Source organism: Pseudomonas sp. GP01-A4 (genome assembly GCF_058780865.1).
In genome coordinates this window covers 53,038-74,873 of sequence record NZ_JBYSWF010000032.1, presented here as the reverse complement: position 1 = coordinate 74,873, position 21,836 = coordinate 53,038, and the positions used below count along the sequence as shown (strand labels likewise).

Sequence of the window (21,836 nt, the reverse complement as noted above, 5' to 3'; positions counted from 1 at the left end):
CCGCCCACCCAGCCGGAACCGGGTGTCAGTGCGCAAGTGCCGCTGTCCTACGGGCCATTTATCAGCCAGGGCAACGTACCGGTAGCCAACACCACCCTGGAGACCTACGTCCAGGGCGATAACTGCAATGCCTGTCACCAGTACGCGACCATCGCCGGCAGCTCGACCCTGGCCTCGGACTTTTCGTTCCTGTTCAACAGTGCCGATTCGGCCAGCAAGAAAAGCCTGGTCAAGCGCGTAAAAGCCTTCCAGACCCTCAAGGACGGTTCACCCTGAACTCGACTGTTCAGACCGCTGCTCAAGGTTTCTCGGTGCTGTAAGGCCTTGAGCATTTGGTCCTTGCGCTAGCTCCTGCTGGTTAAAAGAGGCGCCCCTTATCAAGCGACGCCCGAAATGTCCGACAGCCCCCCGCATCTACCCGGTAAGACCGCTCTCGAGGGATATCGTGTGGCCACCCACCGGCCACTCATGACTTTTGGTAAAGAGTCCTTTTCGGATTCAGCGGTTTTTCCGAAGGAACGAGCGGCCGATACTCGACTCCATTGTTCACATCACTTCAGGAGTCACTCATGTCCATTCCCGCATTCGGCCTCGGCACGTTCCGCCTGCAAGGCCAGGTCGTCATCGACTCCGTCAGCACCGGCCTGGAGCTGGGCTATCGCGTCATCGACACCGCACAAATCTACGAAAACGAAGCCGACGTCGGCCAGGCCATCGCCGACAGCGGCATCCCACGGGACGAGCTGTTCATCACCAGCAAGATCTGGATCGCCAACTTCGCCGAAGGCCAGCTGATTCCCAGCCTCAAGGAAAGCCTGCGCAAACTCCAGACCGACTACCTGGACCTGACCCTGATCCACTGGCCATCGCCGGAAGACCAGGTACCGGTCGCCGAGTTCATGGGCCAGTTGCTGGAAGCCAAGCGCCAGGGCCTGACCCGCCAGATCGGTATTTCCAACTTCACCGTCGACCTGATGAAGCAGGCAATTGCCGCCGTCGGTGCCGAGCACATCGCGACCAACCAGGTGGAACTGCACCCGTACCTGCAAAACCGCACCGTGGCGGAGTTTGCCAAGGCCCATGGCATCCAGATCACTTCCTACATGACCCTGGCCTACGGCGAAGTGCTGAAGGACCCGGTGATCCAGCAGATCGCCGAACGTCATCAGGCAACCCCGGCGCAAGTGACCCTGGCGTGGGCCATGCAACTGGGCTACGCGGTGATCCCGTCGTCGACCAAGCGCGCCAACCTGGCCAGCAACCTCAAGGCTCTGGACCTGACCCTGAGTGACGCTGACATGACGCAGATCGCCGCCCTGGAGCGTGGCCATCGGCTGACCAGCCCCAAAGGCATCGCGCCGAACTGGGACTAAGCCGCAGGGCTGCCGGACAACTCCCGCAGCCACGGCAACACCCGCAACCCGTCGGTGGCTGACGGCGGGTCGATGATGTCCATGAAGTGTTCAAGGTTGATGCTGTCCGGGGTACCCGGCAGGCGCACCAGCAGGGTCGGTGCGGCGGCCGGCGTGCCCAGTTCGCGGATATCGTAGACCAGCACATGGCGAATCTGCGGGTGCTGTTCCTGGAAGGCCAGCACCCCGCCGTCGCTGTCTGCCAGCCCGGCGTTGATGATCAGCACATCGAACGGCCTGGCCGGAATCGCCGTGAGGATCCGCACTTCTTCGAAGGTCTGCACCGGAACGATGCGGTAATAGCCCAGTTGGTTGAGCATTTTTTCGATGTACAGTCGTTGCAGATGCTGTTCATCGGCGATCAGGAGGGTCAGTGCTTTGTTTGGCATGGCGAACACCTGAGCAAGAAGCGCTCGTGAAGGACTGGACGCACTATTTTCCAGACATATTCCGAAGACTAAATAAGGCTTGTTCCACCTTCACGTAGGAGTTGTCCCAAACAGCTCAATACCCCTCCGCACCGGTCAAGTCTGATTGCAATACCCCGACAGCGCGTGGTGCAGGTGCGCGAGCGCTTCATCCATGCCATCGACGGCACTGGCCAATTCGTCGCGGGCCTGACGTTCACAAACGCTTTCCAATACCTCGCAGCAAACCATCAGTGCATGGGCCTTGACCATCTTTGCCCCGCCCTTGGTGCGATGGGCCAGGTCATGCAGGCCGGCAAAGTCTGCCTTGCGTTGCAGGTTCACCAGCTGCCCATGGTCTGCCTCGAGGCTGTCGAGCAAGGGCGCCAGCAGCTCCTTCACCGCGTCGATATCCCCGCCGGTCAGTTTCTCAAGGTGACTCAAGTCAAAGTCTGCCGCCAGTTCATCCGTGGTGCCGGGCGCCACCGAAGGTGTGGCCGTGCGCCGCGCCAGGGCCGCATGCAAATCCTCAAGCCCGGTGGGTTTGAACAGGCAGCCATCCATGCCCGCCTGCCGGCAGCGCTCGGCTTCCTCGGGCTGGGCGTTGGCGGTAAACCCCAGCAACAGGCACGGCGCCAGGCCACGCTCGCCCTCAAGGGTGCGGATATCCCGCGCCAACTCATAACCGTCCTTGAACGGCATATTGCAGTCGGTAATCACCCCGTCAAAATGCCCGGACAGCCACAACTCAAGCCCCTCGACGCCATCTTCGGCGGTGGTGATCCGGTGTCCCAGGAAGCTCAGTTGCCGGGCCAGCAGCAGCCGGTTGGCCGGGTAGTCATCCACCACCAGAATGTTCAGCGCGTGGGCCGGCGGAGTTTCCACGGCAACCGGTACGGGCGGCATCAGCGTGGTGTCGGCGACTGCCAGCTCCAGGGTGACATCCACCCGAGTGCCCTGCCCCAGCAGGCTGCTCAATTGCAATTGTCCCCCCATCATCTCGCACAGGTTGCGGCTGATGACCAGGCCCAGGCCCGAACCGCTGCGCGCCGATTGCGCAGTGTTGCTGCCCTGGATAAACGGGTTGAACAGGCGCTTCTGGTCTTCGACACTGATGCCAATGCCGGTGTCTTCCACCCACAGCCTGAGGTTCAAGTAGCCGCTGGCAATCGCCGACGAGCCGGACGCGCCAAGCCGCACCCGGCCGTGAGGGGTGAACTTGATCGCGTTGCTCAAAAGGTTCGACACCACTTGCTTGAAGCGCATCGGGTCCACCAGCACGTACCGATCAATCAGCGGGTCGAGCTCCACCTGCAGTACCAGGCCCCTGGCCCGCGCCAGCCCCTCGAAAACCCGCGCCACCGACGCCAGCAACTCGTGCAGGTTCGAAGGCTCGAGGGTCAGGGACAGGTGGCCCGATTCTATACGCGCGATATCGAGGATATCGCCGATCAATTCCAGCATGCCCCGTGACGCATCAGCGGCCACCTCCAGCGCATCGCGGTCGGCCCGGTTCTGCTCGGCGGCTTTCAGGGCCAGTTCGATCATGCCGATCACGGCGTTCATGGGCGTGCGGATTTCATGGCTCATGGTCGCGAGAAACGTGGTCTTGGCGCGGTTGGCCGCGTCGGCATCCTCCTTGGCCTCCTGCAACTGGCCGAGCAGTTGCTGCCTTTCGCTGACATCCACCCAGCCGGCGATCATGCCCACCACCTGCTCATTACCGTCGCGGTACGGCAGCATCCAGTGGTAGATGGTCAGGACCGCACCGCCCGGCACCTTGAGCACGCGGTCCTGGATCTGTGGCTCGCCCCGCTCCATCAAGCGCAGGTAATCCTGATGAAAAGACTCGGCCTGGGGGCGATTGCCGGTGTCGGTCTCGACCACGGTTTTACCGGTCACGTCCTCCAGCTTGAAACCGAACACATCAAGGTAAGCGCTATTGCACGCCATCAGCCGGCCCAGGCGATCACGCACATAAATCGGATGGGGCGTGCCGTCGATCAGCACGCCCATAAAGCGCATCTGATCACTCAGTGCCCGTTCGGCCTCGACGCGCTTGCGTATCAGCTGACGCAGATAAATCGCCCAGCCGAGGGTGATCAGCAACAGCAGCGCCGCCAGGCTGAAACCTTGAATAATCGCATTGCGGTGCCGCGCCCAGTAGCTGTCTTCAACCAATACCTCGCTACGCCAGTGGCCAGCCAATTCGTCCATTTCCTGGGGCGTAATACTCAGCAGCGCCTTGTCGAGGATCGAATACAACTCCAGTTGGCTGCGGTTGACGCCAAAGGCTATGCGGGCCGGCTCGGACCCGACCGTGCTGGTGATCCGCAACCGGTCACGGTACTCGCGGGCAATCATGTAGCGGGCGCTGATCAAGGTATTGACGGCGGCATCGGCACCGCCATCGGCCACCAGCTCCATGCCGTGCTCGGGGTTCTCGACGTCCACGAACTTGATGCTCGGATAGTCCTGGGCGATGCCCTCCTGCAGGCTATTGCTGCCAATCAGCGCCAGGCGCTTGCCGGCCATGTCTTCCAGGGTAAGGGGGCTGCCGTCATCAATGCGACTGACCAACACAAACGGATTGGTCAGGTAAGGCCGGGTAATGCGTACCTTGTCCGTGCGCTCGACGCTGGGGGTGACCACCGCGATCATGTCTGCACCACCGGTGTTGACCCTGTCGATTTGCCGGAGCATCGAGGTGCCGGGAATGAAGTCAAACTTCAATCCCGTGCGCAAGCTGATGCGGGCCAGCACCTCGGCGCTCAACCCTTCGAACGCGCCCTGCTTGTCGATAAATGAAACCGGCAGGAACTTGTCGAGTACCGCGACCTTGATCCTCGGGTTCTTGTCCAGCCAACGCTGTTCACTGGCACTCAAGCGCAACCGGTCCGGCCCCAGGAACCCAAGGTTGCCGGCACTCCAGCGCCGCAGGATTTCCATCTGCTCGCTGACCGGGATCACCGCCAGTGCCGCGTTGATGATCGGCAGCAAGCGCGCGTTGTCCCGGGAAAATGCAAACGCGAAGGGATTGACCTCAAGTGACGAGAAGTCGGCCATGCGGACGTTGTTCAGGTGGTTCCTGTTGATCAGGTAGTTGGTGCTGATTGCATCGCCGAGGTAAACATCTGCATGGCCGAACGCAACCGCGCCGATGGCCTCGAAGGTTGAAGGGAACAGCTGGATCCGGGCATTGGGGTAAAACGCCTGCACCGCGTCAGGCTGCATGTAGTGATAAAACATCGCCACACGTTTATCGGCCAGGTCGCTGCTCAGGCCCTGGCTGTCACCCGTGCGGGTGACCAGGGTCGGTTGATCCATGGCATAGGAGCGCGAGAGTACCAACTGCGGGTCTGCCGCCTCGTAGCCGTTGGCAGATCCCACAAAATCCACCTCGCCACGCTTGAGCGCGGTGATGACTTCATCGCGATTGTCGTAGCGGCGCACTTCTATCGTGATGTTCAGCGCATCGGCGATCAGCGACGCGTAATCCGCCGTAATCCCCTCGAGTTCATCGCTGGTGCTCAACTCGAATGGTGCGTAGTCGGGCCCAGAGATCCCCATCAACAACCGGCGCCGTTCGCGCAGCCAGCTCCACTGCGTTTCATGCAGCCGTACGGCGGGCGTTTCAATGACTGAATGCCCCAACAGATACAGGGTGCGTGGCTCGCCAAGCGCCAGGCCTTGTGTGCAGAGCGCGCCCAGCAGCACACTTGCGCTGAGCCACAAGACCCGAAAATTGATCATTTCAGATCAGATGATTGCGCTGGGCGAACTTGGACAAATGCACCACCGACGACATCCGCAGCTTCTCCTTCAGTCGGGTTTTATAAGTGCTGATGGTCTTGTGGCTGAGCAACATGTCCTCGGCAATTTCCTTGTTACCCAACCCCAGCGCCAGCTTCTGCAGTACGGTCAGCTCGCGGTCGGAAAGCTCTGCCACCAGGTCCTGCTCGGTGGATTGCAAATCGTCGCGGCGCACCGAGCTGGTGGGCAGGCTCGGAAAGCAGCTGTAGTTGGACATCACGGCCTTGATCGCTTTTTGCAGCTCATCCAGCTCGCCGGTCTTGGCGACAAACCCCATCGCGCCGGCACGCATGCAGCGGGTGGAAAAAAACACCGCCAGGTAGGACGTCAGCACCAGGATCTTGCACGGCAGGCCCAGCGCCTTGATCCGGCTGATCACCTCCAGGCCACCCAGCTTCGGCATCGCCAGGTCGAGGATGATCAGTTCGGGGCGTTCCTCCCGGGCAATCTGCATGGCATCGGCGCCGTTGCCGGCCTCGAAGATCGTGTCGAAGCCTTCCTGCTTCAGCAGATAGCGGACGGTTGCGCGGATAAATGGATGGTCATCCACGATTAAAGCTTTGCTCATAAGGCTCCCCTGGGAGGATTCAGTACCGTTACACATCACACGGGACCTATCTACCTGTGAGAAATGACAGTTCCGACGAACGGAACTGAACAGTCCTACAAGCAGCAGTCGGGTCCCTCCATTTGAACAGCGCATAACCCTAGGTAGGCGGCACCTGCGTGCCTGGCTAGTCGCAAGCGCGCAACCTTACCAATGGAACGGCGTAACAACTGAAGGGATAGTCCCAGCTGTATGTAGGACTTTTCCTCACCATAAGCATAGTAAAGAGCCGGTCCCGGGGGCGCCAAGGCGGCCTAGTCGGTGGTACTCGGACTCCAGAACGCTTGCACCACGAGGGCTGAAGTGGAAATACGGGCCACCAGCGCATCCAGTTCGTCACCGTCTACCGAGGTCACGGCCAGCGTCGCCTCGATTTCCACCTCTTCAGGACCAAAGGGACGTACGTCCACATCACTGGCCGGGTAGTTGCAGCGAGCAAGTTCGGCTTCGAGCAAGGCCAATACCGCCTTCTGCTGGGTACGCCGGGCCACCACATACAGAATGTTGGTCACCTCGGCCGACACCACGTCCAGTGGCTGGCGGTTGATGTTATTGACGATCGGGCGCAGCAGCGTGTTGGCCGCCAGCACAAACAGCGTACCGAGCAGCGCTTCGAGGATCAGGTCGGCACCGGCACAGGCACCCACCGCCGCCGACGCCCAGAGCGTGGCCGCAGTATTCAGGCCGCGCACGTTGCCTTCTTCACGCATGATCACACCGGCACCGAGAAAACCGATGCCCGAGACCACATAGGCCACGACCCGCACCGCCCCTTCGGCGCCGCCCAGGCGGTTGGCCATGTCGACGAAAATCGCCGCTCCCACCGCCACCAGCACGTTGGTGCGCAGCCCCGCCGTGCGCTGGCGGTACTGACGCTCAAACCCGATCAGGCCACCGAGAATGAAGGCCGCGGTGAGGCTGACCAGCGTGTCGATCAGCGAGTTGAGGTTGATGTTGTTGATTGCTTGCATAGGCGTCTTCCCTATTTATTACCAGCCAAACTTACGCGAGGAAACCTTCGGCCAGGTACGACCATCCTGGGCCGTGATTGAGTCACGGGCACGACAGGACAGGCCCGCCCGTCGCAAACGACAGGCGCGTCCGCAGTACCGCGATGCAAGGCATCACGTACTGTTAAGCGTCGATGAGAGGGAATTCGGAATCGGGCCAGGACTGGCCGCCATCGAAATGCCGCTTCTCGCTTCTGGGCGAGACAACGGCATCGGAAAAATGCGCGTTATCTTGCCAAGTATGTGCCGGTTATCGAGACCGGCCGACGACTGTCACTCGAACAAGTACCCACTGAGGGTCTCCGCTATTGATGAAAACGCGCGAAGCTTACGCTCCGAATTAATGAGAGTAAACCGTAGGAAAATTTATCCGATGGGTTTGGGCAGGTTCTTCAGGGAGGGTTCAGGTACGCACCACTGCGCAGCTATCCCCCCCGTAGCAGCTGTCGAGCCCAAGCGAGGCTGCGTCGGCCACACTGCGATCATCAAGCCAGACACTCCACCGAGTCGCCGAACGCAGCCTCTCCCAGGCTCGACAGCTGCTACGCAGAAGACGGTCGATCACGCTCCACCAGCGCCAAATACTCATTGATCGCCCCACCCGCCAACGCCTTCACCTGAATGGAAACCCGATTCACCTGCGGCCCCATCTCGATGCCATCCCGAGTCCGCACCTGAACATACCCAAGCCGGGGCCAGAACCGCTCAGCCTTGACGTTCCCCACCACCAGCGTCAGCCGCAACCAGCGTGCGCCCAGGCTCACTACCCAATCCTGGAAATCGGCATGCAACTGCCGCGCAAAACCGCTGCCATGCAACGGCGTGGCCACCAACAGCAACCCGATATGCCAAACCCCGACCGCCAACAGATCCGACGCCACATTCACCACCGCAACCAACTGCCCTTCGGCATTGCGGTAGCCAATCCAATACATCCGCGTGTAGCTCCAGGTACCAGGCAGTTGAAGAGTCAACTCATCTCGCGCCTCCGTGGGTGAGGCTGGCTCACCGTTGACCGCGAGAAAATATTCCGGGGCTGCTTCGAAAAAGCGCTGCAACTCGGCTTCATCCTCAAGGGTCAGCTCAACCACCCGAATGCCCGCTATCGAACTGCGCGGCAACTCCCCTGCTTCAACAACATCCATGTTCACCGCCCCTCAATCATCCCGCGTCAGTACTTCCAGCAACTCAATCTCAAACCGCAAATTACTGTTGGGCGTGATATGCGCCCCCATCGAGCGCTCGCCGTAGGCCAGGTGCGCCGGCACGAACAACGTGCGAATGCCGCCAACTTTCATGCCCATCAGCCCCTGGTCCCAGCCCTTGATGACGCGACCGGTGCCGATCACGCATTGAAACGGCTTGCCGCGTTCCCATGAGGAGTCGAACACCGTGCCGTCTTCCAGAGTGCCGGTGTATTGCGTGGTGATCAGGGCGCCTTTGACCACGGTTTTGCCGTCGCCGAGGCGGATGTCGGTGATTTCCAGTTCGGTGCTCATTTTTTCTCGTTTTGTGTAATGCGCGGATCGCGCCAAATGGGCGTTTTCCCAGAGTCAAACGCATTTGGCAAGCCCACATACCTCGTTTTCTCCAATAGCCTGCCAGTTCGAATGCACCAACCTACAAAAAATCACGAAAACGTACGTAAAAAAATACAAACCACCTATTTATCTTCTTCGATACAACGAGCAGCCTAACTATCCAGAAACATAGAACATCAAGGATGACTTGTATGACCATAGGATCAGACTTCAACTACCCGGCTGATATTGCTGCCCGCGCTTCCAGAGAAAAGAGATCTACCAGAAATAAATGGCGGGGCCGTTTTCCTGGCCCACCAGACTTATGCTTCGATTATCGAGCCTTAGTGGAGCAAAAAGGCGGAATTGCAAAGGCGCCTCATTTGGACCACAAAATATGTATCATCGGGGCAGGCATCACAGGCCTTACTGCAGCAAGAGAACTGTATCGCTGCGGCTTTAAAGACATATCCCTGATCGAGAAATCCAAAAGAATCGGAGGCAGACACCTTACCGTTCTTGGTGGACAGCGCTCCAACAATACAGGACGACCGCCCTTTGAAATGGGCGCGATGCGTATGCCCTTTTTTAATCGATCTGATGAAAACCCCACTGAAGGCCGATCCATGATGGCCTATTACACCAAAGCGTTTGATCTTGTTCATTCAAACTTCCCAAATCCGGGAAGCCCGTGGGTCACATCAACCGGGATCTACTTACGCGAAGGGAGTATAGATAATAGTAGTCAGCCCACCATGCTGATCTGGAAAAACAAAGATGGTATAACGCCTCCACCTGGCGAGACCCTGAGTGCAGTGTCTGCAAAATGGCAAAACTTTGCGAACCGTATGACTCAGAAAGTTGCGGAATTATACGGAAGCGAGCAATGGGAATTATTTTGGGCCAGAGTAGTTGAAAAGTACGAAAGTATCTCGTTTAGGGATTTAGTGAAAATGCCGGTTATTGAGTCTTGGCACAAGGAACGCCCCGGTGACTTCGGTGGCATGGGCATGACGACGCAAGAGTCGGCTGTGTTCTATGCAATTGGAATAGGCGATGGCAGTTGGGGAGCATTTTATGACATTTGCTCGCTTTATCCCCTGCGGACTGCGATTTTTGGTTTCAGCAGTCACCTCCAGCTAATTCATGGCCGGGTCAAACTGGATGGCGAGGCAGTCGACTCGCCGCACCTGAGAAGTCCGGCCGTTTTTGACTCTCGGGGACTAGAGTTTAATAAGCCCAGCTACAAAGGTCTCGGGGCCTTGGCAGAATGTCTGCTCTTTATGAGTACTCCTGAAATAAGCGACTCCGTGTATGACCTCAGCCTCAAGAAGACGGATGGATTACTGACTGACTCTCCAGTAAAAAAACTGGAAAAGCTGAGAAATGGGAAAACGCGCGTTTATTATCATTGGAATGCTAGTAACCCCAAAAAAACTGAAGTCTGCCATGCCGACTTCGACTCGGTCATCATCACGCTCCCCTCCTGGATAATCGAAACACAAATACTGCTTGAGGGTTTCGATGAAGAGATGCTCCCTTACGACACGATAAATGCCTATAAAACTGCTCACTGGGAAACCAGCTGCAAAGTGTACGCCCCGTTAAAAAAAACCTTCCTGTCCAAAAACACGAAGATCCCGCAAGCCATCGTTACCGACAGTTTCATACATGATGTATATACCTATCGCTATAACGAGCATCACACCTACGACTGCATACTCTTGAGCTACACCTGGGAAGATGACGCAACAAAATTATCTTCACTAAGTGACAAAGAGTTAATAACCAAGTGCATAGAAGAGCTGGATAGAATCCTGGTTAAATCCACTAACATCCAAGAAAAAATCTCTCCATACATCGGCCACGAGCAGGCCATCGTGCAACGCTGGATGAATGACCAAAACTCATTGGGATGCGCAAAACTGTACAGACCAGGGACCTACTATGAGGCTGTCAGCTTAATGAAATACAATAAGGACTACTCATTCAAGTCTGGACTTCACCTCTGCGGCGAATCTTTTTCAGTAGATGCCGGATGGACAGAGCCTTGTTTCAGGGGCGCAATAGATACCGTCATAAATATCTGCAATAGAACTGGCGCCCTCTTCAATGGAGGATTCTCAATGCAAGACTATCCAGAATACAAAACAGAGTATTCACCTCCAGCAAAATAAACACACCATGCAAAAGCCTTGGCAGAAGCAAACTACATTGCTATCGGACGCGTCCGACTTTCATTTAAACATCAGGTCGCCTCTTATAAACATCCAGCCACTTCTGGCTGAATAAAAATAAGAGGTCACCCGCAATGAGCGATCCAACAAGTCCTGTTCGCATAGCTGTCGTACAGTTTGATCCCCAGGTCGGAATGGAAAACCGGGAGCGCAACCTGCGTCATAGCCTTGAGCTGGCGACGGAAGCAGTGAGCGGCGGTGCCAATCTGATCGTGCTGCCAGAGCTCTCTAACTGTGGCTATTTCTTCTCCAGCCGTCAGGACGCGTTTGATCATGCCGAGGCCATTCCGGGTGGGCCAAGTGTGCAGGCCTGGACAGATTTTGCCTGTAAACATCAGGTGTACCTGGTGGCAGGCCTCAGCGAAATTTCCGCTATGCAGCTGTTCAATACGGCTGTATTGCTGGGGCCGGATGGCTTTATTGGCAAGTACCGCAAGGCCCATCTGTGGAATCTGGAGAAGCTCTGGTTCACTCCCGGCGATACAGGATTCCCCGTTTTCGAAACACCCATAGGCCGTATTGGCCTGTTGATCTGCTGGGACATTTGGTTTCCCGAGGTGCCACGCATCCTCAGCCAGCAAGGCGCCGATATTATTTGCAGCCTCAACAACTGGGTGTGGACCCCGCCGCCGTTGTTCGACGACGCGGGGAAGTGCATGGCGTCGTATCTCACGATGACCGCCGCCCACGTCAATAACGTGTTTATCGCTGCCGCCAGTCGTATCGGCGAGGAGCGCGATGCGCGTTACCTGGGATGTTCGCTGATTGCCGGTACCAATGGATGGCCCATCGGTACGGTGGCGTCGGCGAATCGGCAGGAGATCCTTTTCGCCGATGTCGATCTCACCAGTGCCCGCAGCGCGCCTATCTGGAACAGTCTTAACGACTTGCAGCGGGACCGGCGTGCTGATCTTTACGACCAGATGCTCGGGTACACCCAGCACCCTGCCCTGCCACGCTGATCGGAGGGTGCATCATGGAAAGCCTCTTTGAAAAGCCGCGTGCAGGGCGCTCCCGGGCCGATAACACCGTCATAGTTCTGGGTCTTGCCATTGCTTTGCTGATCCTATGGATAGCCCTTATTTACCCTTGGCCGGGATATGCCGATATGGTGACCAGCCTTCCACATCCCAGTGCGTGGCTGCGCTGGGTGTTGGGGGATATCAGCGAGGTCGCGTTCTACAAACACGAACTGGCGTCACTGGGCCTGCTGGGCGGTGCGTATCTGGCGTGGTGGGCCAGCCGCACGGGCAAGTCCTGGCAGGGCTTTGCTATCTCGTACGGCACAGGGCTGTGGCCGTGGCTGATAACCAGCTCCTTACTCGGCTTGCTGCTAAGCAACGCGTTATGGGGCTGGACGGTGACCGCTGACACTTGGCAACCGACGTTTGCAGCGTTTGTTTCACTGCCGGCGGCAATGGTGCTGATGTTCGGAGGTGGCTGGAAAGTGACGCTCAACGGCGCCGTACTGGGAGGTTTACTGGTCACGCCGATGTGTTTGTTGATCGTTAATTACGTCTGCATACCGCTGGGCTTGCCGGTGGTGATCGGAAATGTGCTTGGGATGGCGGTTGGCAGTGTGATTGCCTTTGTATTGTGCCGTCACGTGCCGGTCCTGGTACGAAGCGATTACACAGCGCCGCAAAGGCCCGCCCCGCTGAAGCCACCGACTTATGGTGTGGTGTGGAGCGTGCGGAGGGTATTGGCTGACTTTTCCGAAGCGCCGTTCTTCGGCAATGAGCTGGCCAGCCTTGGCTTGCTGGCGGGTGTGTTACTGGCTTACGCGCTGAACCCGATGAGCCCGGCCTATGGATCCGGCCTGATACTGCACCTGATCGGCGCGCAAGCGCTGACATCAGCGCTGGGCGTGGTGATCTGGCGACATCAGTGGATAAAACGAGGCTGGTATCCCACGTATGTCCCGCTGGTATCGGTAGTCCCGGCAGCCGTATTGACCCATGGCGGCAGCTGGATGGTGATGGGGTCCAGTGCGTTGCTCGGCGCGCTGATGGCGCCGCCACTGGCCTGCGCGATTGCAGGACGGTTACCACCGCACTTTCATCCTTATATCGGCAACGTAATCTCAATGGCGCTGAGCACGTTGGCGGTAGTGCCATTGGTGGGATGGTTAGCCGTTTAGCTCCGCTCTCCTACGCCGGGCAAAGGACTGCCCGAGCACTTAAAGCCAATGCCAGAACCGACTCCAGAACCCACGCCCCAGATCATTCTTGCAGCCCGCATATTGCGCCGCATACATCTGCGAACGCGCCTGAACCTTCCCCGCCACCGGCATCAGCCAGGCTTTGCTCGCGTAGGTACGCTGCCGGTAACCGCCCCAGCCTTCGTGGTAATTCAGGTACTGGCCGTAGGCATCGTATTTGTATACGCCGTTGATGGTGTAGGTCTTATCCATGTACCAGCCGACAAAGTCGATGGCGTCGTCAAAGTCCTGCCGGCTGGCGCCGTAGCGTCCGGTGCTTTTCTGGTAGTCGCTCCACACTTCGTCCTTGGCCTGGGCGTAGCCGGAGGCCGTAGACACACGACCCCAGGGGATGATCCACAGCAGGTACTTGCGTGGGGTCTTGGCGTCCTGCCGGAAGCCCGATTCCTGATACATGATCGCGAACGGCACCTGGATCGGCACGCCCCAGCGCGCCTGGGTCACCTTGGCGGCATCGTACCAATCGTCTTTTTCGCGGAAGATGCCGCAGATGTCGTTGGGGGTGCGGGGTGGCGAGGTGCCGCATCCCGCCAATAAGGCGGTGAGCAGCAACAGCCCTGCGGTTTTTCCTGCGTTCAAAAGCTCACCGTCTCGTCGTGAGAATAAAAGGCGGGCAGTTTACTCGTTCGCCGGGGTTCCTGCAGAGGTGAAAGCAACACGAATCCTGTGGCGAGGGAGCTTGCTCCCGCTGGAGCGCGAAGCGCTCCCGGACCGGTTGACGCGGTATGCCTGAGGCACTGTGATCATCGGTTTTGGGGCGGCTGCGCAGCCCAGCGGGAGCAAGCTCCCTCGCCACATTTTGGTGGGTGGTTCAGGCAGTGACGACCGCCGTCAGTTCCAGTTCCAGCAGGCCGTTGCTGGGTAATCCCGCCACGCCCACCGCCGAACGCGCATGCCGGCCGTGCTCGCCAAACAGCTCAATCAACAGTTGCGACGCGCCGTCGACCACCTTGGAGAAGCCCTGGAAACCTTCCCCGCCAAACACAAACCCGCGAACGAACAGGATGCGCTCGACGTTCTCCAGCCCTACCGCCTGGTCCAGCACGCTCAAGGCCCGCAGCACACAGGTCTGCCCTGCTTCGTTGACCAACTCCGTAGAGGTCTGGTCCGTCACCGGCCCGGTAATCACGCTGTCACCCTGCCGACAAACCTGCCCGCTGACATACGCCACGCCTCCATGAATCGTCACCGGCACGTAGTCCCCCTTGGGGCTAGGCGCTTCGGGTAACTCCAGCCCGAGGGCTTGCAGTTTTTCGCGCACGCTCATGCCGGTTCCTCGACAAATTCCACATGCCCACCCAGCCAGCAACCTTGCACCTGCCCCGCTTCATCCCGGCGAAACCGCAGGGAGATTTGCGAAGGTCGGCCCATGGCCCGGCCCTGGCGGATGTGCACCGGGCGATCATCTGCCGTCACCAGGCCATTCTCCAACAAGCCAAACGCCAACGCGGCAGCCGCGATGCCGGTGGCGGCGTCTTCCGGGTAACCCGAGGACTTGGGAAACTGCCGCGCATCAAACTGTCGCCCTTCCAGATCCGATGGCGCATAGGGGTACAAACCAGTGGAGCCGATGCGCTCGCACAGTTGCTGCATCCGCCGGTAATCCGGTTTCAGGCTATCCAGTACCGCCACGCTTTTCAGCGCGATCAGGGTTTTCACCCGGCTGGTGCAAGCGTTCTGGATCGGCAGCGGTGCCAGTTCGTTGGAAGTGATGCCGAGCACCGACAGAATCTCGGCCTCGACTTCGGCATCGTTCAACGCCTCGACCTGGCCCTTGGGCTGGCTGATTTCCACCTGGATATCCGGGGTGCCCGCAGCGGTGATCCGCGCATCCACCGGACCGCTCAGGGTCGATAACGTCAGGCGGTCCTTGTGCAGCATGCCCAACCGATCCAGCAGCCACACCGCTCCCACGGTGGCGTGGCCGCACATTTCCATCTCGTGGTTGGGCACCCAGAAGCGCAAGGCAAAATCGAACTCGCTGCCAACCGGTGCGGCGAACACGAAGCCGCACTCATGGCCATAGTCGCGGGCGACTTGCTGCATGTCGGCATCGCTCATGCCATCGGCGACGGCCACGGTTGGCGCGGGGTTGCCGCCACGGGCGGTGGCGGGAAAAACATTGACCAGGTGAACCTCGGGCGTCATTTCGCCTCTCCCTGAAGGGTGGAAACAGTCGGCGCCACGGCGTCGACGATGGAGTTGGTGTAGACCTGCTGCGGGTCGAGTTCGACCGGGTCGCTCTCCACAGCGTTCATGAAGCGGATGTTTTTCTCAACGCCGTCTTTCTCGATGCGCGGCGTGGCCGGGTAGGACGGTAGCGAAGCGGTCCAGGCAGCATTGAAGATGGCGGCGTCGGTGTTGGCGAAATACGGGCGCACCGACTCGCGAGCCTTGTCCGGGTCGCTGGCAATCAGGTGTTCGGCACGCCACAGGGCGCGGACCATTTTTTCGGCCGTGACCTTGTTGCTGGCCAGCCAGTCTTCACGGGCAATCATCGCAGTGAAGAGGAAGCCGTCCAGGGGTTTGTATTCGCCCTTGGCCAGGTCCATCAACACAAAGCCGCCTTGCTTCTCGGCGGTGGTGATGGTGGGTGGCGACAGCGAGAAGCCGTTGATGCTGCCCTGGGAAAACGCCGCGAGCATGTTTGGCGCGCCGCCGATGGGCATGATGGTGAAGTCTTTGTCCGGGTTGAGCCCCGCATCCTTGGCCAGGTAGCGCACCAGCATGTCGGTGGTGCTGCCAGGGCCGGTGACGCCGATCTTCAAGCCCTTGAGGGCCTGGGCACGGGCGGCCAGGGATGAGGTGGCCGACACGCCGGCCTTTTGCGCCGAGGCACCGTCGATCACCACGGTGCTGCCGAACTGGGTTTGCACGGCGGCGAACGCCTGGACATTCTGGCCTTTGGTGCGGGCGCGCACCGCGACGGCGGGCAGGCCGACGTACGCATCCGCATCACGCCCCAGCACGGCGGTGAGTGCTGCCGAGCCACCTTTCTGGAATACGATGACGTCCACATTCAGGCCTTCATCGGCGAAGTAGCCTTGCTTCTGCGCGACGTAGATCGGCACATAGAGGAAGCCTTCGCTGGGGAACGCCAGGGTGACTTTGGTCAGGTCCCGGGCCTGCGCGGCGGGCAGGCAGGAAGCGAGTAAAACGCTGGCGATGAACAGTGGTTTGAACATGATCAAGCTCCACAAAAATAAGGGGTTAAACCGCAACTTCACGTTCCGCTTCGTTGGCCTTCCACGGCATCAACTTGCGTTCGGCCAGCTTCACCGCCGTGTTCAGGATCAGCGCGAGGGCGATGATCCCCACCAGTGCGGCAAATACACCGGCGGTATCGAACTGCGAGGCTGCATCCGAGAGCAGGTAGCCCAGGCCCCGGTTGGCGGCGATGATCTCGCCCACCAGCGCGCCGATCAGCGCATAGGGCACCGACAGGCGCAGGCCGGTGAATACCCAGGTGAAAGCGGACGGGATGACCACCATGGTCAACAGGTCGCGCTCCTTGGCGCCCATCAGGCGCAGGATGGTCAGTTGCTCGCGGGACACGTTGCGCACGCCGCTGTAGGTGTTGAGGAACACCAGGAAGAACACCACGGCCGCGGTCAGGATGACTTTCATCGGCAAGCCGATGCCGAACCAGAGGATGAACAGTGGCGCCAGCGCGACTTTCGGCAAGCTGTAGAAGGCGGTCAGGAACGGGTCGAGAATATCCGCCAGCAGCTTGGCGCGGCCCAGCACCAAACCGGCGATCAAGCCTGCGAGGGAGCCGAAGAAGAAGCCCAGCACGGCTTCCAGGGTGGTGATGCCGGCGTGATAGAAGAACACCCCGTTCATGAGGATTTTCCACAGGCTTTGCGCCACCGCCGAAGGCCGGCTGATGAAAAATTCCACGCCGAACCAGCGGGACACACACTCCCAGAACACCAGCAGGAAAATCAGGAACAGCAAGCGATAGACCTGGATCATACGACCTCCAGCGAGTGAGCCAATGAGGCGGGATCGGCAGCACCGGCGACGTCGGGCGCCAGGCGTTTCCAGAGGGCGGCGCAGAGTTCCACGTAGCGTGGGTCGGAGCGCAATTGCACCAGGTTGCGTTCACCGCCCAGGGGAATATCGAGCACATGGTCGATGGTGCCCGGGCGACCGGCGAACACCACGCAGCGGTCCGCCAGCGCGATGGCTTCATCGACATCGTGGGTGACGAACAGCACGGTTTTATTGAGCTTGCGGCACAGGCGCAAGAGTTCGGTCTGCAGGGTCAGGCGCATCTGCGCATCAAGGGCGCCGAAGGGTTCGTCCATCAGCAGGGTTTCCGGGTCGCTGGCCATCAAGCGCGCCATGGCCGCGCGTTTGCGCATGCCGCCGGAAAGCTGGTTGGGGTAGCTTTCGCCAAAACCGGTGAGGCCCACCAGCGCCATCAGTTCCTCGACGCGACTGTCGATCCGGGCCTTGGGCATGCGGCGGATTTGCAGCGGCACGGCGATGTTGCCGGCCACGGTGCGCCACGGCAGCAAGTGGTCGGCCTGGGTCATGTAGCCGACACGGGTGTTGACGCCCTTGACCTCGGCGCCGTCGTAATGCACCTGGCCCTCCGTGGGGCCGAAGAGCCCGGCGGTCATGTTGAGCAAGGTGGACTTGCCGCACCCCGAAGGTCCGACCAGGGTGATGATTTCGCCCCGCTGAACTTCAAGCGATACGTTGCGCACGGCCACAAACTGGCGGCCCTCGACTTTGAAGCTTTTTTGCACCCCTGCGAAGCTGATAAAGGGTTTTGCACTCACCGCCCCTCCTCGTCCGGTAGGCCGGACTTGTTTGTTGTTGACGGGGTGAGGATGAACGGATGACGGATTTGCGGCGCACGGGATCGGGCCGGATCATGCGCGGGATCGGGACATCAAAAACGTTGAGGCGGTATCAGCCGCGGCGCCACTCATCCGGCGATACGCCCAGCACCCGGCGAAACACATGGGCCAGGTGTGACGGTGACTCATAGCCGACGTTATTGGCGATCTCCAGCACCGACATGCGGGTGTGCCGCAACAACGTCTGCGCGCGCTCCAGGCGCAGGCGCTGGACGTACGCCAGCACCGTCTCGCCGGTGTGCAGCGCGAACAGCCGGGTCAGATGGCGGCGCGACATGTGAAACGTCTCGGCGATTTCATCCAGCCCCGGCGCATGTTCGAGGTTGCCTTCCACGTACGCCTTGACGTCACGCACCAGCATGGCGCCGTGGCGCTCGGTAGATGAGCGTTGCAGGCTCGGCTGGCTGAGGGAAATCGCCAGGCATTCGAGCAGCAGCAAGTGATCGGCCTGGGCCACCTGGCGGCGGCGGTCGATGTACAGGTCGGGTTGGCTGAAGGCTTTTTTTGCCAGGAGCAGATGGTGCAACGGCGCGGAGGTTTGCCAGATGCCCAGGGTGGGCACGCGCAGCAAGCGGTTGGCATCACCGGACAGGTCACGCAAGGCGTAGTGCATGTAGTCGGGGTCGACGTAGAACGCTACGTGGCCCTGGCTGGCGGTGAGTGACGAGGAGGAATGGCTGGATTGCGGCGGCACCAGTACGAACTGGCGGTCGATCACCGAGGTGGTGCGCCCGCTTTCTTCATCCTTGAAACGCAACAGGCCGTGCTCGGGCACCATCAGCATGAATTCGTCGTGGGCATGGGCCCCGGTTTCATAGGCGCCGTTGGAGTTGAAGACGCTGTAGATGTCGCGCATCGCCAGGCACTGCCAGTGGATGTTGGAGTGCTGACACTAGCATGTTTGGTGCCAGCGAAGCATTGTGGCGAGGGAGCTTGCTCCCGCTGGACCGGGCTGGCGCTCCAGTGCGTAGCGCGCCCCTCTTTTTTGGGGCCGCTTCGCAGCCCAGCGGGAGCAAGCTCCCTCGCCACATAGATCACCTCAGGTCATGATCAGGCCAACGGTACACGAGGGGTGGAAATCGCCAGGCGACCCACACCGAAGCTCAACGCTGCGCCCAGCAGCAACATCAACAAGGTGCTCCACGCAGCACGGGACAGTTGCTTGGCCGCGACTTCACCGGCTTCACGGGCTTTCTGTTCAGCCTGTTGCTTCAGTTCGTCGACCTTCTGCACGGCCTGCTGGTAGGCCTGGGCGTAGTTGTCGACAATCTGGGTGGCCTCAGCCTGGCTCTTGCCGGTACGGGCCGCAACAATGTTGACCAGTGCCTGCTTGTCCGCCGCGTTCAACGCCGGCTCACCGGAAGCCTTGACCCGCTCGAACCACTGCTTCAATTCATCACCAGCCTGGGCTGGGTTGGTCGCGGCATCGTTGGCCGACTGCTTGCCGTCCGCAGCCGCCTGATCGGCTTTTTGCTCAACGTTGGCCGGGTCCAGTTCAGGTTTGCCGCTCTGCTTGAGCAGTGTGTCGAGCTGACCTTGCAGGCTGTTCCAGTCCAGCTTGATGCCCTGCTCATTCAGTTGCTGCTTGACGCTGTCGCTGATACCCGGCGCCACGGCGGCGATCCCGCTGCCGGCAGCCGACAGGCCCTTGCCGACGACATTGCCCGCCGCTCCCACAACGCTGGTGGCCAGCGCGGCCAGCAGCCAGGTGGTGAGCAAGGTGGTGATGGTCCAGCTCAGCACGCCGTGCAGGCCGCCGCGATCCGGCGCGGTGCGCCCGGCCACGAATGCACCGGTACCGATTGCCAGCAGCGTCGAGACAAACAGCCAGATCCCGGCACCGGTGCCGAAACCGCTCAGCGGGTTACCCGCGGCCATCGGGTCTACCGCGCTGGCGCCAATCGCGGTGCCAAGTACGCTCAATACCAGATAGGTCACCAGGGCAATTGCACTACCGGCCAATACCGAGCCCCAGGACACACGAAACAGCGAACGGTTGGTTTCATAGACAGTGGTCATGTTAAATCCTTTGAACAGTGGGTAGGTGGCCAGTTTGGCGAGGCACCTGCCCTGCGGTCTCGACACAATTGCACTAGGCGCACTGGTGCATTCGCACCCCGCGCCGGGCACTTTCTCTGCACTATCCTGAGCCTCAGGTGTCGTACTTCCCATGCGACTTACCCCAGGAGAAACCATGAGCCAGGCCGTCCTCGCCAAAGAAACCAACCGCCGCCAACTGCAGCAGATCATCTCCGGCTTGTCCGATGGGGTGATCCTCGCCGAGGCCGACCAGACCATCCTCTGGGCCAATGAAGCCGCGCTGCTAATGCATGGCGTGGATAAAGTCGAAGACCTGGGTGCCAACACCAAGGAATACGCCGCGCGCTTTGCCTTGCGGTATCGCAACAACCACCCGTTGGTGCTGGAGAATTATCCTCTGAGCCGGGTGGCAGACGGTGAAGAGTTCAGCGATGTGGTGGTGGAAGTCACCCCCACCGGCGACGAGGAAAAAGTCTGGGTGCATCGCCTGCGCAGCCTGGTGCTCGACGACGCGTCGGGCGAGCCGGAATTGCTGGTGTTGATCCTGAGCGACGCCACCGAATGGGCCAGCGCCGAACAGCGCTTCGAAAAGACCTTCAATGCCAACCCGGCGCCGGCGGTGATTTGCCGCCTGAGCGACCTGCGCTACATCAAGGTCAACCAGGGCTTCCTGGAGATGACCGGCTACAACCGCGACCAGGTGATCGGCCACTCGGTGTATGAACTGGACGTGCTGGAACAGGCCGAAAACAAGGACCTGGCCGTCAAGCGCCTGGGCGAAGGCGCGACCATTCCACAGATGCAAGCCGAACTGAAACTGCCCGAAGGCGGCAGCAAACTGGTGATCGTGGCCGGCCAGCCGCTGGACATGAATGAGGAAGACTGCATGCTGTTTTCCTTCACCGACCTGGAGCCTCGCCGCAAGGCCGAAACCGCCCTGCGTCAGAGTGAGGAACGCTTCGCCAAGTCGTTCCGCCTGACGCCGGTGCCGACCCTGGTGTGCAACGCCGCCAACCGCCAGGTGGTGGATATCAACGAAGCCTTCATGACCATCACCGGCTATACCAGTGAAGAACTGATCGGCAAATCCATCGAAGACATCGACTTTATCGACAGCCCCCAGGCCTGCACGCAACTGTTCACCACCCTGCAAAAAGCCGGCAACCTCGACGGCCTCGACCTGAAGATCCGCAAGAAAGGCAATGAGCTGATCGACTGTGTGCTGTCTGCCGACACCGTCAGTATCCAGGATGTGCCCTGCTACCTGCTGGTGCTGATGAACATCACCGAACGCAAGCGCTCCGAGCTGGAACTGGTGGCCGCGATCGAGGAAGTGATGCAGGACGCCTCATGGTTCAGCCAGACGCTGATTGAAAAACTGGCCAATGCCAAGAGCGTCAACAGCCCCAATGTACCGAACATTTCCTTCACCGACCTGACCGCCCGGGAGCGCGATGTACTGGGGCTGATTTGCGAAGGCCTGGCCGACAAGGAAATCGCCTCGCGCCTGAAACTGGCGCCCAACACCGTGCGTAACCATGTGGCCACGGTGTACTCCAAACTGGGGGTGCATAGCCGTAGTGCAGCCATCGTGTGGGCCCGTGAGCGCGGGCTGTTTGCCGGTGAATTGCGGGTTAAAAAGCCCAAATAGAGTGCAAATGCACTAGTGCGACCGGTGCAAATTCGCCTTATTGCGCG

19 protein-coding genes and 1 pseudogene are annotated in these 21,836 nt (G+C 59.8%); 6 read left to right on the top strand and 14 right to left on the bottom strand.

Annotated elements, in window-relative coordinates; genetic code table 11:
• Both AC3WKX_RS18900 and dkgB read left to right on the top strand, forming a co-directional pair.
• Positions 1-276 (top strand): annotated as a pseudogene (locus AC3WKX_RS18900) (hypothetical protein); the annotation flags it as partial.
• A 293-nt stretch (positions 277-569) separates the two neighbouring features.
• Complete coding sequence (gene dkgB / locus AC3WKX_RS18895) at positions 570-1,373, top strand: 2,5-didehydrogluconate reductase DkgB (protein ID WP_008435855.1); 804 nt, start codon at positions 570-572, stop codon at positions 1,371-1,373.
• Here dkgB and AC3WKX_RS18890 read toward each other — a convergent pair.
• From AC3WKX_RS18890 to AC3WKX_RS18865, 6 genes are all read right to left on the bottom strand, one after another.
• Positions 1,370-1,801, bottom strand: a complete 432-nt coding sequence (locus tag AC3WKX_RS18890) for an ANTAR domain-containing protein (protein WP_003211555.1) — start codon at positions 1,799-1,801, stop codon at positions 1,370-1,372. The genes dkgB and AC3WKX_RS18890 overlap by 4 nt on opposite strands.
• 135 nt (positions 1,802-1,936) lie before the next feature.
• On the bottom strand, positions 1,937-5,572 hold the full coding sequence (locus AC3WKX_RS18885; RefSeq protein ID WP_102604872.1) for a transporter substrate-binding domain-containing protein: 3,636 nt from the start codon (positions 5,570-5,572) through the stop codon (positions 1,937-1,939).
• Between the two features lies 1 nt (position 5,573).
• A complete protein-coding gene (locus AC3WKX_RS18880) occupies positions 5,574-6,200 on the bottom strand; it encodes a response regulator transcription factor (RefSeq protein WP_003211560.1) in 627 nt (208 codons plus the stop codon).
• A 293-nt stretch (positions 6,201-6,493) separates the two neighbouring features.
• A complete protein-coding gene (locus AC3WKX_RS18875; protein WP_003211562.1) occupies positions 6,494-7,210 on the bottom strand; it encodes an MgtC/SapB family protein in 717 nt (238 codons plus the stop codon).
• Positions 7,211-7,791: 581 nt separating this feature from the next.
• Positions 7,792-8,394 (bottom strand): GNAT family N-acetyltransferase, encoded by a 603-nt coding sequence (locus AC3WKX_RS18870; RefSeq protein ID WP_102604871.1) that lies wholly within the window; start codon positions 8,392-8,394, stop codon positions 7,792-7,794.
• A 12-nt stretch (positions 8,395-8,406) separates the two neighbouring features.
• Positions 8,407-8,748: an FKBP-type peptidyl-prolyl cis-trans isomerase gene (locus tag AC3WKX_RS18865; RefSeq protein WP_003211564.1), complete on the bottom strand. Its 342-nt coding sequence runs from the start codon at positions 8,746-8,748 to the stop codon at positions 8,407-8,409.
• A 233-nt stretch (positions 8,749-8,981) separates the two neighbouring features.
• On the opposite strand from AC3WKX_RS18865, the gene AC3WKX_RS18860 reads away from it, so the two are divergent.
• The 3 genes from AC3WKX_RS18860 to AC3WKX_RS18850 all read left to right on the top strand — a co-directional run bounded on the left by AC3WKX_RS18860 (position 8,982) and on the right by AC3WKX_RS18850 (position 13,146).
• The gene (locus tag AC3WKX_RS18860) at positions 8,982-10,946 is read left to right on the top strand and encodes a flavin monoamine oxidase family protein (protein WP_102604870.1); all 1,965 of its coding nucleotides are present in this window, start codon (positions 8,982-8,984) and stop codon (positions 10,944-10,946) included.
• Positions 10,947-11,080: 134 nt separating this feature from the next.
• On the top strand, positions 11,081-11,968 hold the full coding sequence (locus AC3WKX_RS18855; protein ID WP_032899456.1) for a nitrilase family protein: 888 nt from the start codon (positions 11,081-11,083) through the stop codon (positions 11,966-11,968).
• 14 nt (positions 11,969-11,982) lie between these two features.
• A complete protein-coding gene (locus AC3WKX_RS18850; RefSeq protein WP_032899458.1) occupies positions 11,983-13,146 on the top strand; it encodes a hypothetical protein in 1,164 nt (387 codons plus the stop codon).
• A 39-nt stretch (positions 13,147-13,185) separates the two neighbouring features.
• Here AC3WKX_RS18850 and AC3WKX_RS18845 read toward each other — a convergent pair whose 3' ends face one another.
• The 8 genes from AC3WKX_RS18845 to AC3WKX_RS18810 form a co-directional block, all read right to left on the bottom strand.
• The gene (locus tag AC3WKX_RS18845; protein WP_023658938.1) at positions 13,186-13,806 is read right to left on the bottom strand and encodes a transglycosylase SLT domain-containing protein; all 621 of its coding nucleotides are present in this window, start codon (positions 13,804-13,806) and stop codon (positions 13,186-13,188) included.
• Between the two features lie 232 nt (positions 13,807-14,038).
• Positions 14,039-14,494: a RidA family protein gene (locus AC3WKX_RS18840; RefSeq protein WP_102604868.1), complete on the bottom strand. Its 456-nt coding sequence runs from the start codon at positions 14,492-14,494 to the stop codon at positions 14,039-14,041.
• Positions 14,491-15,375 (bottom strand): PhzF family phenazine biosynthesis protein, encoded by an 885-nt coding sequence (locus tag AC3WKX_RS18835; protein WP_102604867.1) that lies wholly within the window; start codon positions 15,373-15,375, stop codon positions 14,491-14,493. The genes AC3WKX_RS18840 and AC3WKX_RS18835 overlap by 4 nt, the downstream gene beginning before the upstream one ends.
• Positions 15,372-16,412, bottom strand: coding sequence for an ABC transporter substrate-binding protein (locus AC3WKX_RS18830; RefSeq protein ID WP_008435866.1), 1,041 nt, complete (start codon positions 16,410-16,412; stop codon positions 15,372-15,374). The genes AC3WKX_RS18835 and AC3WKX_RS18830 overlap by 4 nt, the downstream gene beginning before the upstream one ends.
• Before the next feature lie 25 nt (positions 16,413-16,437).
• Positions 16,438-17,202, bottom strand: a complete 765-nt coding sequence (locus tag AC3WKX_RS18825; RefSeq protein WP_008435867.1) for an ABC transporter permease — start codon at positions 17,200-17,202, stop codon at positions 16,438-16,440.
• Positions 17,199-18,017: an ABC transporter ATP-binding protein gene (locus tag AC3WKX_RS18820; protein WP_003211576.1), complete on the bottom strand. Its 819-nt coding sequence runs from the start codon at positions 18,015-18,017 to the stop codon at positions 17,199-17,201. The genes AC3WKX_RS18825 and AC3WKX_RS18820 overlap by 4 nt, the downstream gene beginning before the upstream one ends.
• Before the next feature lie 133 nt (positions 18,018-18,150).
• Positions 18,151-18,954 (bottom strand): AraC family transcriptional regulator, encoded by an 804-nt coding sequence (locus AC3WKX_RS18815; RefSeq protein ID WP_003211578.1) that lies wholly within the window; start codon positions 18,952-18,954, stop codon positions 18,151-18,153.
• Between the two features lie 194 nt (positions 18,955-19,148).
• Positions 19,149-20,117: a hypothetical protein gene (locus tag AC3WKX_RS18810; RefSeq protein ID WP_102604866.1), complete on the bottom strand. Its 969-nt coding sequence runs from the start codon at positions 20,115-20,117 to the stop codon at positions 19,149-19,151.
• A gap of 175 nt (positions 20,118-20,292) precedes the next feature.
• On the opposite strand from AC3WKX_RS18810, the gene AC3WKX_RS18805 reads away from it, so the two are divergent.
• Positions 20,293-21,789, top strand: a complete 1,497-nt coding sequence (locus AC3WKX_RS18805; protein ID WP_102604865.1) for a PAS domain S-box protein — start codon at positions 20,293-20,295, stop codon at positions 21,787-21,789.
• The last annotated feature ends 47 nt before the right edge of the window (positions 21,790-21,836 follow it).